Annotated in this window: 23 protein-coding genes and 13 tRNA genes; 3 read left to right on the forward strand and 33 right to left on the reverse strand. The window is 45.9% G+C overall.

Features of this window, described 5'->3' with window-relative positions:
* Positions 1-91: 91 nt before the first annotated feature.
* Positions 92-997: an AraC family transcriptional regulator gene (locus H7T88_RS19885; RefSeq protein ID WP_221789987.1), complete on the forward strand. Its 906-nt coding sequence runs from the start codon at positions 92-94 to the stop codon at positions 995-997.
* Between the two features lie 9 nt (positions 998-1,006).
* Here the strand turns inward: H7T88_RS19885 and H7T88_RS19890 are convergent, their stop codons facing one another.
* From H7T88_RS19890 to H7T88_RS19905, 4 genes are all read right to left on the reverse strand, one after another.
* Entirely contained in the window at positions 1,007-1,774 is a 768-nt protein-coding gene (locus tag H7T88_RS19890) for a DUF3600 domain-containing protein (protein WP_221789988.1), read from the reverse strand.
* Positions 1,761-2,354 (reverse strand): sigma-70 family RNA polymerase sigma factor, encoded by a 594-nt coding sequence (locus H7T88_RS19895; protein ID WP_221789989.1) that lies wholly within the window; start codon positions 2,352-2,354, stop codon positions 1,761-1,763. The genes H7T88_RS19890 and H7T88_RS19895 overlap by 14 nt, the downstream gene beginning before the upstream one ends.
* 254 nt (positions 2,355-2,608) lie before the next feature.
* Complete coding sequence (locus H7T88_RS19900; RefSeq protein ID WP_221789990.1) at positions 2,609-3,397, reverse strand: TrmH family RNA methyltransferase; 789 nt, start codon at positions 3,395-3,397, stop codon at positions 2,609-2,611.
* Positions 3,398-3,439: 42 nt separating this feature from the next.
* Positions 3,440-4,102, reverse strand: a complete 663-nt coding sequence (locus H7T88_RS19905) for a potassium channel family protein (protein ID WP_221789992.1) — start codon at positions 4,100-4,102, stop codon at positions 3,440-3,442.
* A gap of 168 nt (positions 4,103-4,270) precedes the next feature.
* Here H7T88_RS19905 and sspI point away from each other — a divergent pair, with 168 nt between their 5' ends.
* Positions 4,271-4,504, forward strand: coding sequence for a small acid-soluble spore protein SspI (gene sspI, locus H7T88_RS19910; protein WP_036673259.1), 234 nt, complete (start codon positions 4,271-4,273; stop codon positions 4,502-4,504).
* Between the two features lie 157 nt (positions 4,505-4,661).
* Here sspI and H7T88_RS19915 read toward each other — a convergent pair whose 3' ends face one another.
* The 12 genes from H7T88_RS19915 to H7T88_RS19970 all read right to left on the reverse strand — a co-directional run bounded on the left by H7T88_RS19915 (position 4,662) and on the right by H7T88_RS19970 (position 15,350).
* A complete protein-coding gene (locus tag H7T88_RS19915; protein ID WP_090919682.1) occupies positions 4,662-6,245 on the reverse strand; it encodes a peptide chain release factor 3 in 1,584 nt (527 codons plus the stop codon).
* Positions 6,246-6,641: 396 nt separating this feature from the next.
* On the reverse strand, positions 6,642-7,040 hold the full coding sequence (locus H7T88_RS19920) for a DoxX family protein (protein WP_053783291.1): 399 nt from the start codon (positions 7,038-7,040) through the stop codon (positions 6,642-6,644).
* Positions 7,041-7,536: 496 nt separating this feature from the next.
* Positions 7,537-9,087 (reverse strand): glucose-6-phosphate dehydrogenase, encoded by a 1,551-nt coding sequence (zwf, locus tag H7T88_RS19925; protein WP_221789993.1) that lies wholly within the window; start codon positions 9,085-9,087, stop codon positions 7,537-7,539.
* Between the two features lie 178 nt (positions 9,088-9,265).
* Entirely contained in the window at positions 9,266-10,096 is an 831-nt protein-coding gene (locus H7T88_RS19930) for a YwmB family TATA-box binding protein (RefSeq protein ID WP_221789994.1), read from the reverse strand.
* A gap of 200 nt (positions 10,097-10,296) precedes the next feature.
* The gene (locus tag H7T88_RS19935; RefSeq protein WP_090919691.1) at positions 10,297-10,965 is read right to left on the reverse strand and encodes a response regulator transcription factor; all 669 of its coding nucleotides are present in this window, start codon (positions 10,963-10,965) and stop codon (positions 10,297-10,299) included.
* Positions 10,907-12,022, reverse strand: a complete 1,116-nt coding sequence (locus H7T88_RS19940; RefSeq protein WP_090919694.1) for a sensor histidine kinase — start codon at positions 12,020-12,022, stop codon at positions 10,907-10,909. The genes H7T88_RS19935 and H7T88_RS19940 overlap by 59 nt, the downstream gene beginning before the upstream one ends.
* 37 nt (positions 12,023-12,059) lie before the next feature.
* A complete protein-coding gene (liaF, locus tag H7T88_RS19945; RefSeq protein ID WP_090919697.1) occupies positions 12,060-12,707 on the reverse strand; it encodes a cell wall-active antibiotics response protein LiaF in 648 nt (215 codons plus the stop codon).
* Positions 12,708-12,869: 162 nt separating this feature from the next.
* Positions 12,870-13,577 (reverse strand): PspA/IM30 family protein, encoded by a 708-nt coding sequence (locus H7T88_RS19950; protein WP_090919700.1) that lies wholly within the window; start codon positions 13,575-13,577, stop codon positions 12,870-12,872.
* A 1-nt stretch (position 13,578) separates the two neighbouring features.
* Positions 13,579-14,073, reverse strand: a complete 495-nt coding sequence (locus tag H7T88_RS19955) for a PspC domain-containing protein (protein ID WP_154891096.1) — start codon at positions 14,071-14,073, stop codon at positions 13,579-13,581.
* Between the two features lie 17 nt (positions 14,074-14,090).
* Positions 14,091-14,327 (reverse strand): PspC domain-containing protein, encoded by a 237-nt coding sequence (locus H7T88_RS19960; protein WP_090919706.1) that lies wholly within the window; start codon positions 14,325-14,327, stop codon positions 14,091-14,093.
* Positions 14,328-14,331: 4 nt separating this feature from the next.
* Positions 14,332-15,003 (reverse strand): PspA/IM30 family protein, encoded by a 672-nt coding sequence (locus tag H7T88_RS19965; protein ID WP_123064746.1) that lies wholly within the window; start codon positions 15,001-15,003, stop codon positions 14,332-14,334.
* A 38-nt stretch (positions 15,004-15,041) separates the two neighbouring features.
* Entirely contained in the window at positions 15,042-15,350 is a 309-nt protein-coding gene (locus H7T88_RS19970) for a LiaF transmembrane domain-containing protein (protein ID WP_221789995.1), read from the reverse strand.
* Positions 15,351-15,881: 531 nt separating this feature from the next.
* On the opposite strand from H7T88_RS19970, the gene H7T88_RS29060 reads away from it, so the two are divergent.
* Entirely contained in the window at positions 15,882-18,302 is a 2,421-nt protein-coding gene (locus tag H7T88_RS29060) for a helix-turn-helix domain-containing protein (protein ID WP_221789996.1), read from the forward strand.
* Positions 18,303-18,367: 65 nt separating this feature from the next.
* On the opposite strand, the gene H7T88_RS19980 is transcribed toward H7T88_RS29060, so the two are convergent.
* The 17 genes from H7T88_RS19980 to H7T88_RS20060 all read right to left on the reverse strand — a co-directional run bounded on the left by H7T88_RS19980 (position 18,368) and on the right by H7T88_RS20060 (position 23,149).
* Positions 18,368-19,300, reverse strand: a complete 933-nt coding sequence (locus H7T88_RS19980; protein ID WP_221789997.1) for a class I SAM-dependent methyltransferase — start codon at positions 19,298-19,300, stop codon at positions 18,368-18,370.
* Between the two features lie 191 nt (positions 19,301-19,491).
* The gene (locus tag H7T88_RS19985; protein ID WP_221789998.1) at positions 19,492-20,100 is read right to left on the reverse strand and encodes an anti-sigma factor; all 609 of its coding nucleotides are present in this window, start codon (positions 20,098-20,100) and stop codon (positions 19,492-19,494) included.
* Positions 20,101-20,255: 155 nt separating this feature from the next.
* Positions 20,256-20,831 carry an RNA polymerase sigma factor gene (locus H7T88_RS19990; protein ID WP_154891101.1) on the reverse strand — a complete coding sequence of 192 codons (576 nt, stop codon included), beginning with the start codon at positions 20,829-20,831 and terminating at the stop codon, positions 20,256-20,258.
* 49 nt (positions 20,832-20,880) lie between these two features.
* Positions 20,881-21,483 carry a plastocyanin/azurin family copper-binding protein gene (locus H7T88_RS19995; RefSeq protein ID WP_221789999.1) on the reverse strand — a complete coding sequence of 201 codons (603 nt, stop codon included), beginning with the start codon at positions 21,481-21,483 and terminating at the stop codon, positions 20,881-20,883.
* A 321-nt stretch (positions 21,484-21,804) separates the two neighbouring features.
* A tRNA-Leu gene (locus H7T88_RS20000) sits at positions 21,805-21,883 on the reverse strand.
* Positions 21,884-21,915: 32 nt separating this feature from the next.
* Positions 21,916-21,989 (reverse strand) — tRNA-Cys (locus H7T88_RS20005).
* Between the two features lie 6 nt (positions 21,990-21,995).
* A tRNA-Gly gene (locus H7T88_RS20010) sits at positions 21,996-22,070 on the reverse strand.
* Between the two features lie 4 nt (positions 22,071-22,074).
* A tRNA-Gln gene (locus tag H7T88_RS20015) sits at positions 22,075-22,149 on the reverse strand.
* A gap of 14 nt (positions 22,150-22,163) precedes the next feature.
* A tRNA-His gene (locus tag H7T88_RS20020) sits at positions 22,164-22,236 on the reverse strand.
* A 27-nt stretch (positions 22,237-22,263) separates the two neighbouring features.
* Positions 22,264-22,337: transfer RNA gene (locus tag H7T88_RS20025), tRNA-Trp, on the reverse strand.
* A gap of 6 nt (positions 22,338-22,343) precedes the next feature.
* Positions 22,344-22,429: transfer RNA gene (locus tag H7T88_RS20030), tRNA-Tyr, on the reverse strand.
* A 9-nt stretch (positions 22,430-22,438) separates the two neighbouring features.
* A tRNA-Thr gene (locus H7T88_RS20035) sits at positions 22,439-22,514 on the reverse strand.
* Between the two features lie 21 nt (positions 22,515-22,535).
* Positions 22,536-22,608: transfer RNA gene (locus H7T88_RS20040), tRNA-Phe, on the reverse strand.
* Between the two features lie 96 nt (positions 22,609-22,704).
* Positions 22,705-22,782 (reverse strand) — tRNA-Asp (locus H7T88_RS20045).
* A gap of 28 nt (positions 22,783-22,810) precedes the next feature.
* Positions 22,811-22,884: transfer RNA gene (locus H7T88_RS20050), tRNA-Met, on the reverse strand.
* A 16-nt stretch (positions 22,885-22,900) separates the two neighbouring features.
* Positions 22,901-22,976 (reverse strand) — tRNA-Val (locus tag H7T88_RS20055).
* Between the two features lie 101 nt (positions 22,977-23,077).
* Positions 23,078-23,149 (reverse strand) — tRNA-Glu (locus H7T88_RS20060).
* Positions 23,150-23,190 lie beyond the last annotated feature (41 nt).

The following is a 23,190-nucleotide window of genomic DNA, read 5'->3' on the forward strand; positions in this document are numbered from 1 at the left end:
TCACAATACCTCAGAATAGAGCGCTTTTATGCATGTATTCTGTGATAAAATATAACTATCTTGCGATGGTAAGGGAGGTCATCTGATTTCTATGCCACATATAAGTGATAGACAATTCAGCCTGGTATGTCGCCGTACATCCCGTGCAACCTTTCGTGAGGTTTTTCATGCTCATTCACAGCTTGAATTAACATATATTCATGACGGTTACGGGCAGTTGATTACCGAGGGACAGGTATTTCCGCTTGAACCGGGTACACTTATGATTTTCCGCCCCTTTCAGATGCACCATGTGCAAATTCAGGTATCCGAAGCACACCCATTTGTACGCACGGTGCTTATGGTGGAGTTAGAGTTACTACACGCCTATTGGCCACACTTCATAACCACGCATCATTTTACCGAGCACCTTCTCAACGAGCAGCATTCTATTCAACCGATCTTTCTCTTACCGGATTCACTACTCATTCAGCGAATGGAACATTTCGGCGAACAATACCCTGAGTTATTACCTCATGAGCTTGCTGAAGATGCTTGTCTTTTTGTACTGGATGTACTGACGCAACTACGTCACATCTGGAACACACTAGCCCGTCTCCCGGATCAGTATTTGTCAAACCAACCAACAGGTCATTCAGAAATCATCGATCCCCACGCCCAAGCAACCATGCAGTGGATTGAGCAACACTACGCGGAACCTTTTCGTTTAGAACACATTGCGAGTGAGTTGCATCTCTCTGCCTATCACCTGTCCCATGTGTTTAAAAAGGCGACCGGCACCAGCATTATTGCATATGCTCAGGCCACCCGTATTCGTCAAGCCTGCGTACTGCTTGGTCGTACATCTTTATCCGTTCCAGAGATCGGCCACCGTGTCGGCATGTCTAGCCCCTCTTATTTTTGCAAAGTATTTCGTAAAACCACCGGCACCACACCACACCAATATCGGTTGAGGATGAGAGGTAGCCATGAGATGGGACGGACGGAAAAAGAATAGCTAGCATAATCAGCGCACATGCAGCCCGATCTTTTCCAAATACACACTCATACGTTCTGTTAATTGATCCAGTTCAGCCCGCTGTTCATTGGATAACCGATCCATGTGATAGCTTCCGTCCGTGTCTTCCACTGTCGTCTTGTACGTCTTCATCTGTTCATATACAGATCTAAAATCGGCATATTCTTCCTTCGTAAATAACTTTTCTGCCTTGGTAAACTGTTCCGCCCAAAATTCATCCTCGTCCATAAGTCTCGGTGAAACAGGTATAGCTGTTGACGAATTATTCTCTAACCCTTCCATTTTATTAAAAAAGGGTTGCAACTTTGCCGTGATCTGCTTGTATTTTTCCTGCTCCTCCTTACTCCAGCTATCCGGATTCATTTTCCCCTGGGCATCAGCATGGGTCAATGCCATCTGTGCAAATTGTTTGAGCAGTCCCATATATAATACGAATTCACTTTCCGTAAAATGAGCCTGTGCCTGTTGCAGCTTTGCTTCCAATCGCTCATAATCCGCTACAGTGCCTCCTAAGGCAGTGATGTTATGTGGCGAGCTGTATATACTGTCAGCCAGATAGGTATACCCTGCGTAAGCTCCTGTAGGGATAATAAGTACGGCCGCGAGCAATGCAGTAACCCACCATTTTCTGCCGCGAGTTAGGAGAGACGATTTTTTTCGAACGTCATGGAGTACGTTATGTTTGACACGAGCCGAGATAATCCAATCTTTCGTTTCCTCCTGATATGCCGACCGTAACTGTTCATCCAATTTCATTGGCATTGTCCACCTTTCTCGCAAATTCGGAGTGCAGTTGTTGCTGCTGTCTCAGCTTGGTAAGTGCCGCATGGATTCGAGATTTGACCGTCCCCAGCGGGATATCTAAAATGTCAGCGACTTCTTCCTGGGTATACTCGTTCAAATAGTGTAATGTAACCACCTGTTGCAACTTGTAAGGCAGACGCTGTACTTGCGTCAGTAAGGGACGATTGGCCAATCTATGGATTAGTTGGGACGAGAAATCAACTTCCATGCCCGTATCGGTATCCATCTGTTCAATCCGTTGCTTGAAGCGAAACTGCATCATTTTCCTGCGTCGATAACTCTTGACCTGTCGCATGCTAACCCCCATTAACCATGGCCGAAAAGCACGTCCAGTATCATATCGTGCCAGGGATCGATAAGCCTGAATATAAATCTCCTGCACCAGATCCTCGGCATCCGCCGCATCATGCACTAGAAAACGAACCGTACGATACACATCCGTTACCGTCTTCTCATATAACTCTCCATAAGCTTCATGGTCTCCAGCCAAGGTCAGTTTCACCAATGTTATGTACTCATTCTCTTCACTCATTTCCCATCCCCCTTTCTGCTGATACTATATATTGGTTTTGGTCTATGATATCGTTCGATTTAATTTGGTGAATTCAATCCTGAATAAAAATAAAACCTATTCCAGACACTTCATATTGAAGGTGGAATAGGTCATTCAATGTTTCACATCATCACCAAAAAGACTGAAATCTGCTGAGGGAAAACCCTCACTTTTTCCAGTCTCCATTCAATTGGTGGAGGTAATAGGGGTGGATAATAAGGGTAGGTACTATTTCAACCCATCCGCTGCCGCATCGCTTCAAACAACAATATCGTTGCTGCCATCGCGGCGTTAAGCGACTCCGCTTGTCCTTGCATCGGAATCGTAATTGCGTCATCTACGAGCTGTGCTGTGGTATCTGAGATGCCCTTGCCTTCATTGCCAATGACAAGCCACACCGGCTGGGTAAAATCATAACTGTAGCACGAATGCTCTGCCTGCAAAGAAGTGCTAACCAGCCTCACACCTGCGGCTTTTGCCTCAGGAAGCAACGTCTGCAATTCTCCCTCCACAATGGGCAAATGGAACAAAGAGCCCATCGTTGATCGAATCGTCTTCGGATTGTACACATCCGCACAACCAGCGCCAAGAACGACACCTGCGGCTCCGGCAGCATCCGCACTGCGAATGATCGTGCCCACATTTCCTGGATCTTGCACATTGTCAAGCACAACCACCAAACCTTGCGGCTCTGCAATCAGACTTTGTAGCGGCTCTTTGCTTTTTCGCACGATTGCAAATACCGGCTGAGGGGTCATCGTATCCGTACATTTGGCGATCACGGCAGGAGACACACTGACCCACTCGACTCGCTTCAGTGGATTCTCCAGTCCTGCCAGCTCTACAGGCACTCCTTGCTCACCGTCGTACACGATACACTCCAGATCAGCTCCGGCACATAGCGCTTCCTGTACGAGATGAATGCCTTCGATTATATATTTATGTTGACGGGTTCGATGCTTTTTCTCCAGCAACTGTGCCCACTCTTTTACACGTGTATTTTGCGGTGATACAATATCCATCGTTCCATCCTTCCCATTTTCGGGCTCATTATTATTCCTTAATCATTTTGGATAGGCCAGCTCCAGCTTGGTCAGATGATCCTTGTGTCCGACAATAACCAGCACATCTCCATCTACAATCCGATCCTCGGCATAAGGGGAGATGTTCATTGAACCCCCGCTCTTAATTGCCATGACGTTGCAACCAAAGCGTGCCCGAATGTTCAGCTCCAGCAGGTTTTTGCCAATCATCTGTTCGGATGCTCTGATCTCCAAAATGCTGTAATCCTCGGATAATTCAATATAGTCCAGAATGTTGGGTGATGTTAAGTGATGCGCTACACGCAGACCCATATCCCTTTCCGGGTAAATGACTTTGTCCGCACCAATCTTCTGCAACACCTTGCCATGTAACTCATTTTGAGCTTTTACAATTAGCACGGGCACACCCATATCCTTCAATATCAAAGTAGTCAATATACTCGCTTGTATATCTTCACCAATCGCTACAACAACAACATCAAAATTACGTATCCCCAGCGCTCTCAGCGCTTCTTCATCCGTTGAGTCTGCCGATACTGCATGGGTTACCACATTGGACATCTCCTGCGTCCGCTGCTCGTTCGCGTCAATCGCCAGCACGTCAAATCCCATGCCGCTCAGTGCATTCGCTATACTTGATCCGAATCGTCCCATACCGATTACAGCATATTGTTTCTTCGCCATCAGGGTATTTAACCTCCCGCTGCATTACGGCAAGACGCACCAGTTCTGGTACGATGCCAACGTAAATAATCCTTCGTAGTATACCACAAAGACGGAAAAACTTGAATGCGCTCACCCTCCACAGGGAACAGTAATACAGCAGCCGAATAAACCGAGGAGGGAATTGCGATGCCCATTACATTAAGCCTGCGTGAAGCGATTGTTCATAAGGTTCATGACAAAAGTGATGACCAGCTCCGGGAGATGATCGAAGGTTCAGTAGACGGACCCGAAGCAGCGTTGCCTGGACTTGGCGCCATTTTCGAGATGATCTGGAAGAACACAGAGCCTGCCAAGCAGGAGGAACTGATTCAGATCGCGCAGGAGCATCTGCACACCATTCCCGTACAACCGCTTCGATAATCGAAGCACTGACGGGTGAAGGGAACCATCAAACCGTTTGTTCTGTCTGCAAAAAAAAGCTCCCCTAACCCGGCAGGATAAATTCTGCCTATAGGTAAGGTGAAGCAAAAAATCCCTCCACCACCCGGCGGAGGGATTTCATTATATCAAGATAACATTAAGGGGCAGTTTCAAGGAACTTCGCTGTCGGATTTTTATCGATCGCCGTTCTCATCGCATATTCATTTTCGAAAAGTACAACGTAATTGCCCTTTTTATCTTTTACCAGGGCAGAGTTAATCCGGAATTTGCTCGGGTCTAAGTTCTCGTCCACGATCCAGCGGGCAAACTGATACTGCATCCGTTGCAACTGCACATCTACCCCATATTCACCCTTCATCCGGTATTCGAATACCTCGAACTGGAGCTGACCGACTACGCCCAGAATGGTCTCATCAAAGCTCACCGTGTTAAATACCTGAATGGTACCTTCCTCCGTAAGCTGATCGATCCCTTTTTGATACTGTTTGTGTTTCAGGGCATTTTTAACCGTCACTTTGGCAAAAATCTCTGGCGAGAACGTTGGCAATTCATCAAATACCACTTCACTGCCCTGACTCAGCGAATCACCAATCCGGAAGATACCCGGATCGAACAGACCGATGATGTCGCCAGCATAAGCCTCTTCGACGATATCCCGATCCTGTGCCAGAAATTGCTGCGGCTGGGACAGCTTAATTTCCTTGCCCACACGATTATGCTTCACGCTCATGCCGCGCTCGAACTTACCGGACACAATACGCAAGAACGCGATCCGGTCGCGGTGTGCAGGGTTCATATTCGCCTGAATTTTGAATACATAACCCGTGAACTTCTCATTCGTTGGTTCAATTTCGCCAGCGGTACTGCGGCGTGGTTCCGGCTTCGGAGCAAGCTCCAGGAAATTCTCAAGGAACGTCTGCACACCAAAATTGTTGATGGCACTACCGAAGAAAATCGGTGTCAGTTCACCCTTCTGTACTTTTTCCATATCAAACGGGTCACCTGCTACATCCAGAAGCTCAAGCTCCTGACATAACTGATCATGCAGGTACTCACCCGCCATCTCACGGATAATCGGATCTTTGTATCCGTCAACTTTTTGCACTTTGATCGTCGAATGATCGTCGCCTTGGAACAGCTCCACCTGATTTTTCATCCGGTCATACACACCGCACAGATCACGGCCTGTACCGATCGGCCAGTTCATAGGGACGGAGCGAATACCCAATACGTTTTCCAGTTCTTCCATCAGGTCAAACGGACTTTGTCCCTCACGGTCCAGTTTGTTGATAAACGTAAAGATCGGAATGCCACGCTTCGCACATACCTGGAACAATTTGATCGTCTGTGCCTCGACACCTTTTGCCACGTCAATCAACATCACCGCGCTGTCGGCAGCTGTCAGTGTACGATACGTGTCCTCACTGAAGTCTTGGTGACCTGGTGTATCCAAAATGTTAACCCGATGATCCAGATAATCGAACTGCATGACAGAGGACGTAACCGAGATCCCCCGCTGTTTCTCGATTTCCATCCAGTCACTTGTCGCGTGTTTGCTTGCTTTCCGGGCTTTAACCGTTCCTGCAAGGCGAATCGCGCCCCCGAACAACAGTAGCTTCTCGGTCAATGTCGTTTTACCCGCATCGGGGTGAGAGATAATGGCAAACGTGCGGCGTTTGTCCACTTCCTTTTGAAGAATGTTATTTGCAGCTTTGCTCATAGCGTCTATCCCTTTCATCCGTTCATTCACGTTAATCCGGCCAGCGCCGGTCGTCCATAGAGTCACTTGGTAAACTTTCAAACGTAGTTGTAAAATCTAAAACTTTATGCCACCCGGCTAAGCCGGTTGATTATAAACTCGCATGTCATCCTCATCATCAGAGGTACACGATAAATTCATTTTACACATTTACAATGGAGTTCATCCTTTCAGATCGGTGCTTCCATTCATGCTTTTTCCCTCGTTCTCAATTCAACTCTCCTATTGTACCATAATCTGTGCCGAAAATAACCGATTACGTTCCACCAATTCAACACTTTTCTTCGCAAAAAAAAGAACCCTTCCGCCATGTAACTGGCATCCGGGTTCCTCTCATGTCTTACAGATCATTCGATTTTAGAAAATCAGTGCATCCAGCGCATATTGCCCGCCGCCTGTCAGAGCCAGAGCTACGCCCACCACAAGGATGGCGAGGTTATACTCGAATCCGTTCTGTGTAGACCAGTAACCGTTAGCACCGTGTACTTTAACGATGGCAATCACCATAGTCAGTGCGATCAGGATGCCACCTACCGGTGTCAGCAGACCCAGCGCCAGCAATAATCCGCCGCCGAACTCTGCAAGTCCTGCCAGCAAAGCAACGAGTGCACCAGGTTTCATGCCCATCGATTCAAACCAACCGCCTGTACCTTTGATGCCGTAACCCCCGAACCATCCAAACAGCTTCTGTGCCCCGTGCGCCATGAACGACAAACCAATCACCAAACGAATCAACAACAACCCTACATCCAACATCATTTTCTTTTCCTCCATTCGATATATACAAAATAGTATTCTTAGATTAAAGATATTATGCGAAAATTTTTTCATGATACTGTCTGCCCGCAAACCCCTTCAACTGGTTTACCTTTTATCTCATGAATGTTCCTCTGCGTCGGATTTATATATCATTTTTTTTGACCGAACGCAGCAGGTCTTTTGCTTAACTCTTTAACTCATGTGTTGAGTATAAGTTATTCACTTACTTTTTGTCAATAACTTAATTTAAATTATTTATTTCCTTTTGGTGGAACCTCTTTGGATCTACTTCTATGTCCGTGACTTCGATTCACTATCAACAGAAAAAAGCCTGAAAGACCGCATCTCTCATGCGATCTTTCAAGGCCCTTTTCAAACACAGATAGTTGAACTAAAGGGAGTTACACAGAGCATTCCGATGGAAAACCACCTGAACATTCGTGTTATCCCTTAATAACCTTTAAATTCCTTTATGGTCGATTCCCTCATGAGCTTAACTGTTCACATGCCAAATGACGCTATCCTCATCCTGCCCATTCACCGGCCACCAGTGGAAACCATCCTGCTCCAGCAACTTCGCTGTCTCCTCCGGGCCCCATGTTCCTGCCGGATACGTGTGCAATTCACCCTGATTACGGCCCCAAGCAGCCGCGATTCGGTCGACAAAAGACCATGCGGTCGCCACCTCATCCCAGCGGGTGAAGTACGTGGAATCGCCTTCTGCTGCATCATGCAGCAAACGCTCATAAGCTTCGGGCGAGTTGATTCCGATCATGCAGCTCTGACAGAAGTCCATCGCCAGGGGCTGAATCTCGGAATCAGAGCCTGGCTTTTTGGCATTAATTTTAATATAAATGCCTTCCATCGGATTTACCCGAATCACAAGCAGATTCGGCTCCAGCTTATATTTTTTACCGAGGTATACGTTATTCGGCATCGATTTGAATTCAACCACAATTTCTGTTGTTTTCACCGGCAGACGTTTGCCTGTCCGAATGTAGAACGGCACACCAGCCCAGCGAAAATTATCTACAAATACGCGTGCTGCAAAATACGTCTCCGTATTGGACTCCGGTTCAACCTTGTCTTCCTGACGGTAGCCCGGAAGCTGTTTGCCTCGGGACTCTCCTTCTGAATACTGAGCACGTACAACGTTGTTACGCACATCTTCATCCGACGTAAACTCACGCAACGAACGGAGCACCTTCACCTTCTCATCCCGGATATCCTCCGGGAACAGACGGCTTGGCGGCTCCATCGCAATCATCGTCAGCATCTGCAACATATGATTCTGACCCATATCACGGAGTGCACCGGAATGATCATAATATCCTCCACGCTCCTCTACACCAACTGTCTCACCTAGTGTAATCTGAACATTGGCGATGTGTTTATTGTTCCAGAGCGGTTCGAAGAAGGCGTTCCCGAAGCGAATCACTTCAATATTTTGCACCATTTCCTTGCCCAAATAGTGGTCAATCCGATAAATTTCCTCTTCCTTGAACACCTCGCGGATCTGTTCATTCAGCTTCTCGGCCGATGGCAGATCATATCCGAACGGCTTCTCAATCACCAGACGATTCCATCCACTGCTCTCCAGCATGCCGCCATCTCTTAAACTGTACGACACACTGCCAAACAACTCAGGAGCCAGTGCCAGATAGAACAACCGATTTCCCGGTGTTTTGAATTTGGATTCCAGCTGTTCGGTCTGCTCCCGCAGTTCCCGGAACCCGTCCACGTTGTTGATGTCCAGTGATTTGTATTCAAAATGCTCGGCAAAAGCGTTCCACTCCTGCGAATCCCCTGCCCGGTAACGGCAGAACTCTTGGATAGATTCAAGAAGATCGTCCCGGAACTGTTCCTGTGACCTCGGACGTCTGGCTACGCCAATAACCGCAAAGTCATCAGCAAGCTTGCCTTCACGATATAAACTGTAGATGGCCGGAAACAACTTCCGGCGGGCCAAATCTCCCGTTGCTCCAAAAATGAAAAACACTGCACCTGGTGTCTGTACTTCATTTTGCATCTGTTTATTGTCCATAGGCTCCTCTTTCCTCCGGGAAGACCTTCTTATCTGCTTCCCGAGCTATGTAATAGTGTTCAGTTCAGTCGATCTCAACAAACCAAATAACAATTACCAGCAAGTCCCAACTTGGATGTGATGATATTTTAGCATATCACCTGCAAGGATTCAGCTATAATATCATTACCTCCATCATTTAATATTCAATCGTGATCACTGGAAAACCGACAGTAACACGCGCATCATTCTGTCCACTGACTTGATGTACCGCAAGCTGCATATTTAATAGGTGTGAGCCGCTCATAATCTCCAAAGGTAACTCTGTCGCCTGATACGAAACACTGGCTGTAGCTCCATCCTCATAACGCTCAACTGCTATCATTTCCAGTTCATCAGAGAGCTTGGCTTCGAGCGCCGCTAACTGTTCACTGGCCTTTATCTCTGCACCAGCCTGAACCGGACTTGATGCATCTATAGTAGATGTTATGTCATTCCCTTCATTCATCTCACTTAACTTGCCCTGTACGGACATATTCCAGCTTGCTTCGTTCAAGTCGTGTTCAGTCATTGCCTCTGCCACCTGACCATGTAATGCAAGCAATGCCTGACGATCCAGTTTTGCTCTTCCTGCCAGCTGCACGATCACATAATATTCATCCTGTTCTGTACTCGCTACATTAAGCAACAACCCTATTGGAGATTCAGAAACGCCAACTTTCCCCTCGCTTCGATATACATCATGTCCGGTTTGAACATCCTGAACGGGAGCTTCAAGTCCCAGATCTGCTGCCAGCTTCATAGCTTGCATACGAGCATCTCCGTGGCCTGCGACTTGCCATTTGATCACCCATTGATCTGCATGTTTGATAACTGCATCTGCTGTATGTAATAGTTGCTCCAGTTCTGCCACTTCGGTACCAGAACCTTTCGTTTCTACTTCTACATTCGCTGCATATACCTGTGTAACTCCGATTAAAATTATAATGGCTATGGCAATGACCCCTGTATTCATCCAACGTTTTACCAAGTGAATTCCCCCATTCGCTCTGCCAATCTATGAATCTATCAACAGCATGCCCTCTTCCGGCTTGACCTATACCTTTTTACGAAACTCACTATGGATGCACAAAAAAAGCCCCTCCACCACGTTAGGGCAGAACGAGCTTTCTGTTCATATTTCTTTTTGTTCAGATACATACCTTACGGATGCACGGTTGCATCATCATCTTACTCGGCTAATCCATTCTTATAGGCATAAATCGCGGCCTGTGTCCGGTCATCCACATCCAGCTTCGCCAGCAGGTTGGTTACATGGAACTTAACCGTCTTAATACCGATGATCAGTTCGTCCGCAATATCCTGATTGGACTTGCCTTGCGCCAGCAAACGCAGAACATCCATCTCCCGATCGGTTAACTCTTCATGTAAAGGTGCTGCCGCTTGCGGCTGTCTGAACCGATTCATCATCTTGGATGCTACCTGTGACTCCAGAACAGATTGCCCGCGGGCAGCGGCACGAATCGCATCAGCTACCTCATTGGCTCTGGACGTTTTCAGCAGATAGCTGAATGCTCCTGCTTCAATGACCGGATACATTTTCTCATCGTCCAGATAACTGGTCAGCACAATGACTTTGCATTCCGGATTCATTTTGAGTACCTGACGTGTCGCTTCAATGCCATCCATACCTTCCATGACAAGGTCCATCAGCACAACGTCCGGCTTATACTCCTGTGCAAGTCTGATGCCTTCCTCTCCGCTTCCGGCTTCACCGATTACTTCAATGCCGTCTTCCGTATCAAGAACCGCGGCAAGACCTATCCGCACCATCTCATGATCATCCACGAGCAACACTCTGATCGACGTTTCCGTCTCCGTTTCGACTTCCGGTTCCATTGACATGTTCTACCTCGCTTTCATCGTTCATCAGAGGGATGGTAATCTCAATCCGTGTTCCTTTGCCAGGTGCCGTCACAAATTGGATGGCTCCCCCAATCTCCGTAACCCGTTCACGCATATTCGCCAAACCATAGGAGGCCTGCTTCTGTTCATCCAGATCGAAGCCCTGCCCGTCGTCTCGAATCAGTACACGAACCGCATCCATTCGGCGTTGCAATCTGATCTCCATTTTCTCCGCTTTTGCATGACGCAACGTATTCGACATCGCTTCTTGCACGATCCGGAATAAATGGTTCTCGATTCCTTTAACCAGATGAATATCCTCGTCCATCTCCAGCACGATCTCCATCGGTACTTTGGTTTTGAGTTCCATCACCAGATCACGCAGACCTTGCTCCAACTGTTTTCCCTCCAGATAGACTGGCCGAAGATGCAACAACAAAGCCCTCATCTCGGACTGAGCCACGGAAGCCATTTCTTCAATTAAAGCAACCTGCCGCTGTGCCCGTTCAAAATCCTTCTCCATCTTCCGGCCTACCGCCGTTGCTGTCATTGAGATCGCAAATAGCTGCTGTGATACCGCATCATGCAATTCCCTTGCAAGCCGTTGTCTCTCCTCTACAATGGCTGTAATTCTGGCCTGTTCGGCCAGCTGTGCATTGTTCGTGGACAACCGCTGGAGGGAAGACACCTGATCCTCCCACTTTTTACCGATGCGACCCAGTTGTTCACTAAGCCGGCCGACATCATCCTGACCGAGGTCGGGTACCGTACGGGAGAGTGAACCTTTTTCCCATTGCAACAAGGTTTCCGTCAACAATTCTAGCCGCCTTTTCACCCTATAACTCTGGTAAAATCCAAATACTGCCCCAATTCCGATCAGAAGTAACAACAGAGCCAGCCCGGATTGAATAAGATGACGCCAGCCTGCAAATGGAGCCAGATAACCATATGTATACAATACATATAAAATAACAGCAAACACAATGAAAACAAGGAGGATCCCTTCACGCATACTTCGGGTAACCATATCGGTATGTTTTCTATCCTTCATCCGGGACCTCCTCCTTTTTTTCATCCATTTCCTAGTACTACGGATTATGAATATTTAAGTCGCCAACAATATACGAAATAACAAATTTCACTTTATATTCACTGGATTCATATCCAGGAGTTCTCCATACCAATTGATTCATCATGCCGCTATCCTGCTCGCCTAACAGATTAATTCGGCCAAATAGCACCGACGCCTCAATCTCAACTCCGTAATCCTCAGGCAGCGTTAGACGTACATTGCCCATAACGCCTTGCAACAGCACAATCGTTTGCTTTTCCTCAGGAATAGAGAGGGACAGATCCGCATTGACCTCGCCAATGGCATGCCATAGACTCATACTGCGCAGCCTCCAGGAGGACTGATCCCAGTAATAACGGGCCATAAAATTTTGTTTTTTCATGACATCATCATGTAGATGAATCTTTTTGTTCTTGGAATAAAAATAAGCTAATGATGCGAGTACAATTATAAAGACAATCATCAAGTTATCTAGCAATAGCAGGGCTGCACCAACACCAAGATAACGATACCCTTTTTTGGTTTCTCCTTTTCGAATCTGAAGCATTCCAACCGTTAACAGAATAAGTGCGGCAGCCGTCAGCAGGTTCATATTCCGGTTAAAGAGCATTAGAAAACCAACCACAATAATAATGACTGCAATCCAGTGACTTTTTTTACTCATTTCTGCCGCACCTCCTCTGTAAGTTCATCTACGATCTGGATTTTCTTCATTCGACGGAAAAGCCATAGCAGGCAATGAAGTCCTGTATGGCTTAACTTTTGTTCTACGAATCGTATAGGCTACACGATCTATAGAATATCATATTGTCCAGCATGCGAACAGTTATTCTTTAGAAGTATCGATCGCTTCGTTCTTGGAACCATTGCCCATTTTGTTTTTCAGAGCCTGCAATTGTTGATCCACTTTGAATTGTTTCTCCAGATCAACCGGATTGGTGTAGGAAGCTCCAGTATTGCGGTATGGTGCACGAGCTACATCTGCCTCAGCTTCAAGTTGCATGATTTTCTCTTCCATGCGGTGGAATCCAAGGGATGCGCTTCCGCTCTCAATGGAATGCAAGCTGTTGATCGAAGACATTTGTTTCTTAGCTTTAGCCATCTGTGCACGGGATACAAGCTCATTACGTTTGTTGCGCATTTTGTAGAATTCATCTTTCATATCATGCAACTGTTGCAACAGATCTTTCGCTTGTGCTTCAGATTGAGCGTGCAGTTCACGGTATTCCTCAATTTTTTGATCAAAATAAATTTTCTCTTCCAGCAATTTGCGTGCTACTTCTTCCTGACCATTCGACAGAGCAGCTTCAGCTTGGGACTCACGTTGTACCGAAGTACGTTCTGCTTCATCCAGACGTTGCTTCATGCGGCGCTCGTTAGCCATTTGTTTAGCAACAGTCACCTCAGCCTCATGAATTTCGGCCTCCATATCACGCAAGTACTGGTTCAACATTACAATCGGATCTTCCACTTTATCCAACATATCATTTACAGATGCCTTCGTCATATCCTTAATCCGTTTAAATACTCCCATTTTACTTTTCTCCCTTCTCGTAACGAGATAATTTTTGGCGAAGCTCTTCAACTTCTTTTTTCAATGCCTTCTTCTCAATATCTTTCATCATGGAATCCAGTTCACTTTCGTGCTGGCTTCCTGCGCCATAAGTGTTGTTATCATAGGAACGCGGGCCGGAATGCGGTCTGCTGTTGTATCCTGGACCAGGGCCAAAGCCGGGACCCGGTTGATTAGGGTTGCTGTTAAAAGGATCTCTTGGAGGCTGATGGTCATAACCACCATAACCTCTGCCAGCCCCCGGGCCGTAACCATATGGATCATATGGTGGGAAAGGCTCTTTTGGTACGACGAGAGCGGCGATGAAGTAGATTAACAACGTCGTGCCCCCGGTTGCAAAGATACTGATGACGAAGATGATCCGTAATAGCGTAGAATCCATTCCAATTGCCTCGGATATGCCGCCGATTAGACCGGTCATCATTCGGTCACGCGTTGAGCGGTATAGTTTGCTCATGTGCTTGCTCCTTTCGTTTACTTGTAACCTCTACTGTGATCGGGACCATATACGTACGGATCTGCGTAGTTAGGTTCCTTAGGTACAACCAATGCTGCGATGAAGTAGATGAATAGAGATGTACCACCCGTTGCGAAGATACTGATGAAGAAAATGATCCGTAGCAGCGTGGTACTTAATCCTAGATTTTCAGATATGCCGCCGATCAAACCTGTCAGCATACGGTTGCGCGTTGAGCGGTATAATTTATTCATTTTACTACTCCTTTTTATCGTTATTGAGCTTTTGCTTCAAGCGCTCCAGCTCTTTGTCCAGTGCAGAGGATGACATGTTACCGGATAAGCCGGAACCATCCTGACCCATTCGCCGGATTTCCCGAAGACTCTGTGCCTCATATTCGAGATCGGAGACTTGGTCATCAAGCTTGTTAAACATACCGGGTACATTTTGACCACTGTAGTTTCCACGTTGATTCATTCGTTGTTGCAACTGAATGGTTTGCATTCGAGCGTAGTAATATTGGCGTTTGCTATACACATTCTGATACTCTGCCTTCAACTGATTGATCTGTTCATCGAGTTCCTGCAGTGCAGCAGCGCTTTGTGTGTACAATTCAGTGTATTGATCCATTTTTTCCTCATGGAGAATTTTCTCCTGCAGAGCCAGCTTGGCGAGATGTTCCTCTCCGGCTTTCAAAGCCATAGATGCCTGTTCCTCTCGTTTGTTAACCATAGCGGCGGCTTGATCTGCCTGCTGTTTCATTTGTCTTGTATGACTCGCATACTGGTGTCGAAGCTTCTCGGCTTCTCCTATGTCTTGACGGGTCGAGACCAGGAACTGATCAATCAGTTTAACGGGGTCCTGACTTTGCTCCAGATGTTCGTTCAGACTAGCTACGGTGATATCCCGCATTCGACGAAATACACTCATTATGTTCTGTCCCTCCTTTTAGTTTATCGTGAAAATTCTTAATAACGGCGACGTGAATTGCGATTGTTGCTCAGCATCGAGATACCGAAGATAATCAATCCGATTGCGATAATCGGCCCGATCAGCCAAGCCAGTTTGCCCATCAGAGATACGATACCGATGATCAGAACGATCCATCCGAGCGTTACATTTCCTCTTTTAATTCCGTAATACCCTAGTGCAATCATCAAGACCGGAATCAGGTAACCCATCAGATGTCCAAGCAATGGTGTTAACTTTCCGAAGAGAATCAGAGCACCAAGTACAATCAACACAATCGCCCAGCCATTTCCCTTGTTTATTCTCATAATTGTTGTTCACCGCCCTTCCCGATTTTACTTTTTTGTTTTTGAACTTCATTCCTGATGTGCTCAGCACACTCGTGCTGTGTTTAGCTTCATTCGTGTTTCTGTTCAATGCATCGTTTAATCCGTTTGTTGAATACTTGCTTGTTTTTGTTTCCGTGTTTCTTGTTTAACCTTATGTCCTTATTCTAGGGGATTCAACAACTTTTCAAAACAGACTGCGGACGGTTTTTGATCCTAGACTCAGGTCGGGGATCTGCTTGGACCTTGGACTGTCTGCGGGCAGGACTCAGGGTATTCTCGCCAAAACATCGCACTTCGGATACCTGTTATTACCCTTATAACGTAAACATCTCACGGAAGCCCCACCTTCTAATATGAAAAAGCCGTTATCTCTATACGTACGTGGATTACACGATTTCGTTTCTGTAATTACTTTTTTATCCAAATAAACAAAAATTAGATTGTTCTAATTGAAAGCGTTTACTAAAATAAAGAAGTAATGAAATCTATTTTCCATCAAGGGGTGGACACGTGCGATCACTAAGCTATCTCCATAAAATGATTATCTTCGGACTTCTGTTAAGTACAGTGCCAATTCTGCTCACGGGAATTGCTGCTTTTATTTATTCTTCTAACCAGACAGAACTGCACCGGACACAAGCGAATCAACAGCTTCTCGAACAGATCCAGTCCAATGTAGAGCACAAACTCGCTACGGTTAGTTACATGCTAGACCAAGCGGTGCGCTCTCCAATTACACTTCGTTCTCTTGCGGACTCTAATTCACTGGGGCGAGTCGGCAAGTTACAAGCGGGCGATCTGCAGACAGAGTTCCAGCATATGAAGTCATGGGAACCTCTGCTTGATATTATTTTGGTCAACCAATCCAAGGATTGGCTTATTAATCATGCTGGCTTATACGCCAACACTCGCTTCCCGTTATCACTGCCCATGAAAGATCTAATTGCGGATACACTGGCCTCGGGATGGCAACTCGCACCCTCAACCATATTTAGTAACGAAGATGATGACGAGCAGAGAATCTCAGGCCAACGTCTTTCAGATAAAGGCTGTATTTATCATATTACGCTCGCAAGAACGATTCCCGATGCAAGTGCATCGTCCAATGCAGCACTAATCGCTGGAATTCCAGCATGTTATATGCAAAATCCGCTGGCGCAATCCCCGACAACTGAAGCCTCAGGCGCCGGTTTGATCATTATAAATCGGGAACAACGTGTTATTGCTCACCCGAATGCATCCTATATTGGACAACCTTTGTCTGCGATAGGCCTGCTTGATCGGAAGAACGGAAAACATATTCAGACGTTACCACCTGTAATGTACTCTGACGCTTATGCTGAGCGTGAAGTGCAGCTTGCCAATGCAGATTATTCGTTAACTTATAGTCCCTCTACATTAAAAGGATGGACATATATTCTCATCTCTCCCGAGAATACATTAACTCAAGACTATATTAGAATCGGATTCCATACGTTATATATCAGCATGGCCATACTCTTGCTTTCGCTGCTACTCGCGTGGCTGGGCTCCCAACGAATGCTCGCTCCCATCAGACGTATTCTTACTCAATTAGGCGATAATATCATTCACAAAGGGCATTCCGTGGTACCACATCAGTCTGTGAATAAACCTGATGAACTGGAACAAATTCGAATGGGCGTTTCTCAGTTATCTGATGCACACTCTCAACTGGAATCCACTTTAAGTCAGCATCAGAACCAAATACGTACCTATACTATGATGCAGTTACTTCAAGGCAAAACCAGCTTTAAAACATTACACAGCACATTACGAGAACAGGGATATGTTACACATCCTTCTATGTGGCAACAAATTGCCGTCGTAGCACTACAGCCTGAACTAATAAAACACTCTAAATATAGAATGGAGGATCGCTCTCTGCTCTTATTTGCCATCCAGAACATGCTTGAAGAAACGCTTCAGCCTGATCAGCAACTACTTCCTATTGTATTGGAACAACATGTTGTAACCGTGATTGGCAGTACGGAGGGAGATCTACTGCTGTTCTCGGAGCATATCTCAAGATTAACAGAACGATTACAGCAACAGATCGGTGAGGTTTTGGATTTGAAGGTCAGTATCGGTCTAAGTCAGCCACATCCATTCATGAGTCATATTCCACGGGCATACAACGAAGCTATAGATGCGCTTAAACATCGGATGCGGCTTGGGACAGGCATTATCGTACAATATAAGCAACATGATTTGGCTTCAGCTGCATGGGCCATGACCTATCCAGAGGCAATAGAGTATTCGTTGCTTCAATCTATTCAGCAAGCAGACGAGAGTGTTGCTACCCAACAGTTGACTGAACTGTTAGAGACTCTATTTTCACTGGAGTGCACTCCAGAAGAGTATCAATATGCCCTCATGCGGCTGTTAACACATATCTTGAAGCTTGCACAGGACTCTGGCATTCGACTTGCCCAGATCAGTCAGAGCCACCGTTCCCTTTTCCAAGAACTTCAAGTTTTACAATCCGCTACTGAGGTGGAGCATTGGTTCAGCCATCAGGTGATCCTGCCTGTCATTCAAATTTTTAAAGAAAGGCAGGTCGTACAGTCTCAGCACATTTCAGAGAAAGTGATCGCTATAATCCAGCAAGATTACGACAAAGATTTAACCCTGGAAGAATGTGCAATGCGGCTTCATTACAATGCTAACTATTTAAGCAGCGTTTTTCGTAAGGAAACTGGCGCTTCATTTAGTGAGTATTTGACGAGGTACCGGCTGAATATCGCCAAAAGATGGCTGGACGAACGGGATTGGACGGTAAAAGAAATCGCTGAACGGCTTCGTTATACCAATCCACAAAATTTTATCCGTTCTTTTCGAAAATGGGAGGGTATGACTCCCGGAAGATACCGGGAGTGTAAGAAACATCCCGAACGGGCTGTTAAAGGATAGATTAGAACTCCATCGAAAAGGGATATTTGTTAAACCTTGAAGATACATTCAAGTTTGTTTTATATCTACTTTTTGACTGCAGACACGGTTTTCATATGTGCTTGTTCTAGCTGAATCAGCATTTTACCAAATCTTGCTCCGCGAGAAAAGGGAATCAGGCCGTTCGTATAGGTGTCACGAATATATGTTTCAGCTTTACTTAACGCTACCGCATCGGTTGGTATTTCATAGGTGTGTAGCCACTCAGGGAGCTGTTGAATCAATTCTTCTACCTGAATCTCAAAATCATTCACTTCTCTCGTAATAATCATTGTATATGAATATCCCTTAAGGTATAGCAACTGCTGGAGGTATGCCATGTCCCCTGCCTTGTAAGGAGCATCCACGCCAAGTACTGTCCTGAGCTCATCCATCAGTGTATGCTCTTTTGCACCGGCAATCGTACTGACGTAAACATACTTTCGGGCACAGTGTATAGCTTGCTCAATCGTTTCCCAATCAGACATCGCGGGGCACATCGAGGCAAAAACGATATCATATTGTTTCTCCCAGCCTTTATTCGATATAGAGATTTCTTCAAATCGCTCGGATACAATCGTAATGTTATTCTTCAGTTCAGCAGGAATGGTTTCCTGCATTAACGAGACAAGCAAAGCAGAAGGCTCAACTGCAGTAACCCTGGCTCCCTTTTCTGCAAAAGGAATCGTAAATATACCAGAGGCCGCACCCACGTCCAGCACCGAGGCTCCTTCAAACGTTACACCCTGATTTTCAATCCAGCCCATTATGCGTGCCGAGCGGTTCTTGCCTTCCTCTGTAAAAGACTGGGCATGATAATTCCGGGCCCAACGTTCGAATGCTTCCTCTGTATCAAAAGGGGCACTTTTTTGCTTATATCTTGAACTTCTCGGGCGGTTCTTCCACGCTTCTTCCCATACACCCAGGTCAAATAATAGTTCTGCATTCGCTGTACTCGGTTGAGTCGTCAGCTTCTTCACGTCCTTTCATATTATAGACTTAATATATCTACAATATATTGAATCAATTTGTACGTCAACCTTTATGTTACTTATCTTCAAACGTAAAAACAACACAGAAGGGGAAAGCCCTCTCCTGTGTTGTTTAACACTATGGCGCTCAATGGTACACGGATTTACAACAATCTCTTCTCCCCGGCTTATCTGACCTGTTAACTTGAACGAAACATCTGCGGACCACGCGGGACAAGTCCCGTAGAATCAGGTTCCAACGTAATCGCAATGGAATCATAGGCCCATGCCTGGTTGCCCATAGGAATTGCGAGCACAGCAAGCCCCATCTGATTTTCTACTCTCAGCTTGCCTGCGTTATGGTACGCCTGATCCTTGTTCAACCATACCTGGTAAACCTCATTCTTCTGCGTCTGTGGAGGGTTGAACAGGTAGACGACAAACTGCTGATCTTTGCCAGTGCCTACAATACAAGCTACTCCATAACTCGTTCCAGAGGTGAGCGACTCCAACTTCATAACCTTTTGTATTTCAGAAGCAGGCAAATCCATCGAATTCATTAGCGTTACAGGTTGCTCGATGCGCTCTTGAATTAAAACTACATTTCCTATCAAACTAGCACCAAGAAGGATAAGTACAGATGCTGCTACAAGATTCACTTTTGGATTGTTATAGCGCTTCGTAAACCGCTTGAATCTGCTACTCCTTTTATGTTCAATAAGATCTGGCGCAAAGGATTCGTTGCTTTTCCCCCATGCGGCTTCCATCACCTGTTGTTTTAAATCAGATGGCAACTTCACTTGCTCCATATGTGTTGGAATCGCCTCCCAACCTAGCCGTAATTGTTCTAATTCAAGCTTACATGACGCACAATCAGCAAGATGCCTTTCGAAAGCTTTGCCCTCCTCTGAGCATGGATCCGATAGATATTCCAGCATGTATGAGCAGACGGTTATTGACGACATTACCACTCTTCCCCTCCCGCAAGCAAATGCTTACGCAGTATTTTCAGTGTCTGGTGCAGTCGGCTTTTAACTGTGCCCAAAGGCTCCTGATAGTGTGCAGCTAACTCACTCAAGCTGTATCCCTGCCAATAAAAATGTTCGAGCAATTGAAGTTGCTGCTGAGACAGGAATGCACGCATTCCTTTAATCTGCTCCTTCAACATTTGTTTTTCAACCTGGCTTTCGACCGATAGTTCAGCAAGCTCTGCAACTCTCTCCAGCTTCTCAGATGTATAATAAGACACCACCTGGCTCGACAGACTTCGTTGCTTACGTAGCCAATCGATAGCTAAATGACGTGTGATCGTGATGATCCAGTTCCTGCAATGACCCTTGTTGGGGTCATATTCGGCCTCTGTTGTCCATATCCTGACAAAAACGGACTGCACCACTTCCCGAGCACCGTCCTCCTGTTGAAGAGCCTTCCAGGCGAATGAGTATATGAGAGAAGCATAACGGTCATATAGTTCTGATAATGCTTCTTGCTTTTTTTGTTTAATCAGCAGAATTAGCTGGTAATCGGAATACTCCTGCATTCAAAAGTCTTCCCCTCTCCTGTCAGGTCGAGCAATTTCAATCACAGGACTACTTGGAGAGAACTTTAATTACCCCTTTCATACTTGGATGAGGCCCACAGTGATAATTGATCTCGCCCGCCTTTTTAAACGTAACCACTGACTTCTCTCCCTCGCCTATTAGTCCTGTATCGAAAGAATCGTCTTCTGCAACAACGGAGTGCTCAACTTGATCCTTATTCACAAATTCAACACGATCACCAACTTTGATCTTCAGCTCTGCAGTTTGAAATGCAAAATCAGAAATTTCAATTACATACGTTTTGCTTTTCTCTACTTGGGTACCCGCAGGTTTTTTAGTATCTTTAGAAGATTTGGACGTATCACTCTTCTTCTTTGTAGACTTTTTCTTATCTGTAGTCGCAGGCGCTGATTTCTTCGGTTTGGCTGGCTTAGTTGGTTTAGATGGCTTGGTCGTTTGGTTAGCTGTAGAACCCGTCGTTTGGTTAGCTGTAGAACCCGTCGTTTGCTTGGACGATGGCTTTACGTCCTTTTTGTCTGTTGTTCCCGTCATGTGATGGTGAGCCGATGCTTCTGCACCTGCCAACTGTGGCAATGTTAAACATAGCCCCAATACCAAAAGTAAGGATAAATATTTTGCTGATTTGTTCATTATTGCTTTCCTCCCTAGAATAAAAAAATTAAAATGTCGCATAAATGCGTTCAATCATAAGAAACGAATCATATCCTTAATCGGTTTGATATCCCCGAATTTTTATTTTAAAGAGTCATCATGCTAATCTTCTTAAAGAGTACTTAATACACAGAATACAAGATCCACTTATATATCAAATGGAAGAGGCCATAAATGAAGCCATGTACCTAACGTATCATTTCTTTATTTACTGAGAGAATATAAATCACGAGTAGAGTATTAAAACTCAATACAAAAAGAGTTCACTAGAGATAAACTCTAATGAACTCTTTAAATAAATACCGGCGAGAGGACTCGAACCTCCACGGTTTCCCACTCGATTTTGAGTCGAGCGCGTCTGCCATTCCGCCACGCCGGCTTATTTGATTGTAGCATATAATAAAAATATGCTGGAGGCGCCACCCAGATTCGAACTGGGGATAAAGCTTTTGCAGAGCTGTGCCTTACCACTTGGCTATGGCGCCTTATTATGGAGCGGAAGACGGGAATCGAACCCGCGACCCTCGCCTTGGCAAGGCGATGCTCTACCGCTGAGCCACTTCCGCATAATGGCTGGGGATATAGGATTTGAACCTATGCATGACGGAGTCAAAGTCCGTTGCCTTACCGCTTGGCTAATCCCCATTAGATAACAAAGGGGCGATCGAGGGGAATTGAACCCCCGAATGCCGGATCCACAAACCGGTGCGTTAACCACTTCGCCACGATCGCCATATAGAAACTACTATTAAAATTAATTGGCAGGGGCAGCAGGAATTGAACCCACACCAACGGTTTTGGAGACCGTTGTTCTACCTTTAAACTATGCCCCTAAAAACTGGTGGAGGATGATGGATTCGAACCACCGAACCCGTACGGGAGCAGATTTACAGTCTGATGCGTTTGGCCACTTCGCTAATCCTCCAGGATTACATGGTGCCGGCGAGAGGACTTGAACCCCCAACCTACTGATTACAAGTCAGTTGCTCTACCAGTTGAGCTACACCGGCATATTAAGTTTTCTATCAAGGTGGCTCGGGACGGAATCGAACCGCCGACACGAGGATTTTCAGTCCTCTGCTCTACCGACTGAGCTACCGAGCCATAATAAAGTTTAAGCTTGAGTCGCTACACTTTATCCAGGGCATCAGTGCCATACAGCAGATGTAGTGAACAACTTGCCTCATGTTAAGAATTAAATGGCGGAACCGACGGGATTCGAACCCGCGATCTCCTGCGTGACAGGCAGGCATGTTAGGCCAACTACACCACGGTTCCAGATCACTTTCGGTTAGGAAAGTTACAATTGCGGGGGCAGGATTTGAACCTGCGGCCTTCGGGTTATGAGCCCGACGAGCTACCGGGCTGCTCCACCCCGCGTCATTAGAAAATTATATGGTGGAGGCTGAGGGGATCGAACCCCCGACCCTCTGCTTGTAAGGCAGATGCTCTCCCAGCTGAGCTAAGCCTCCGAACAACACATTTATGATCTTACCATAAACTCGATATGAAAATCAACTCTTTTTTTGAAGTGATGAGTTTGTCATCTCAGTTTATAGTTTGAAAATAATAATGACCCGTAGGGGATTCGAACCCCTGTTACCTCCGTGAAAGGGAGGTGTCTTAACCCCTTGACCAACGGGCCTTACTGAAGAAGAATTATGGCGGAGAGAGAGGGATTCGAAC

The organism is Paenibacillus cucumis (ex Kampfer et al. 2016) (assembly GCF_019748695.1).
Taxonomy (GTDB): domain Bacteria; phylum Bacillota; class Bacilli; order Paenibacillales; family Paenibacillaceae; genus Paenibacillus; species Paenibacillus polysaccharolyticus.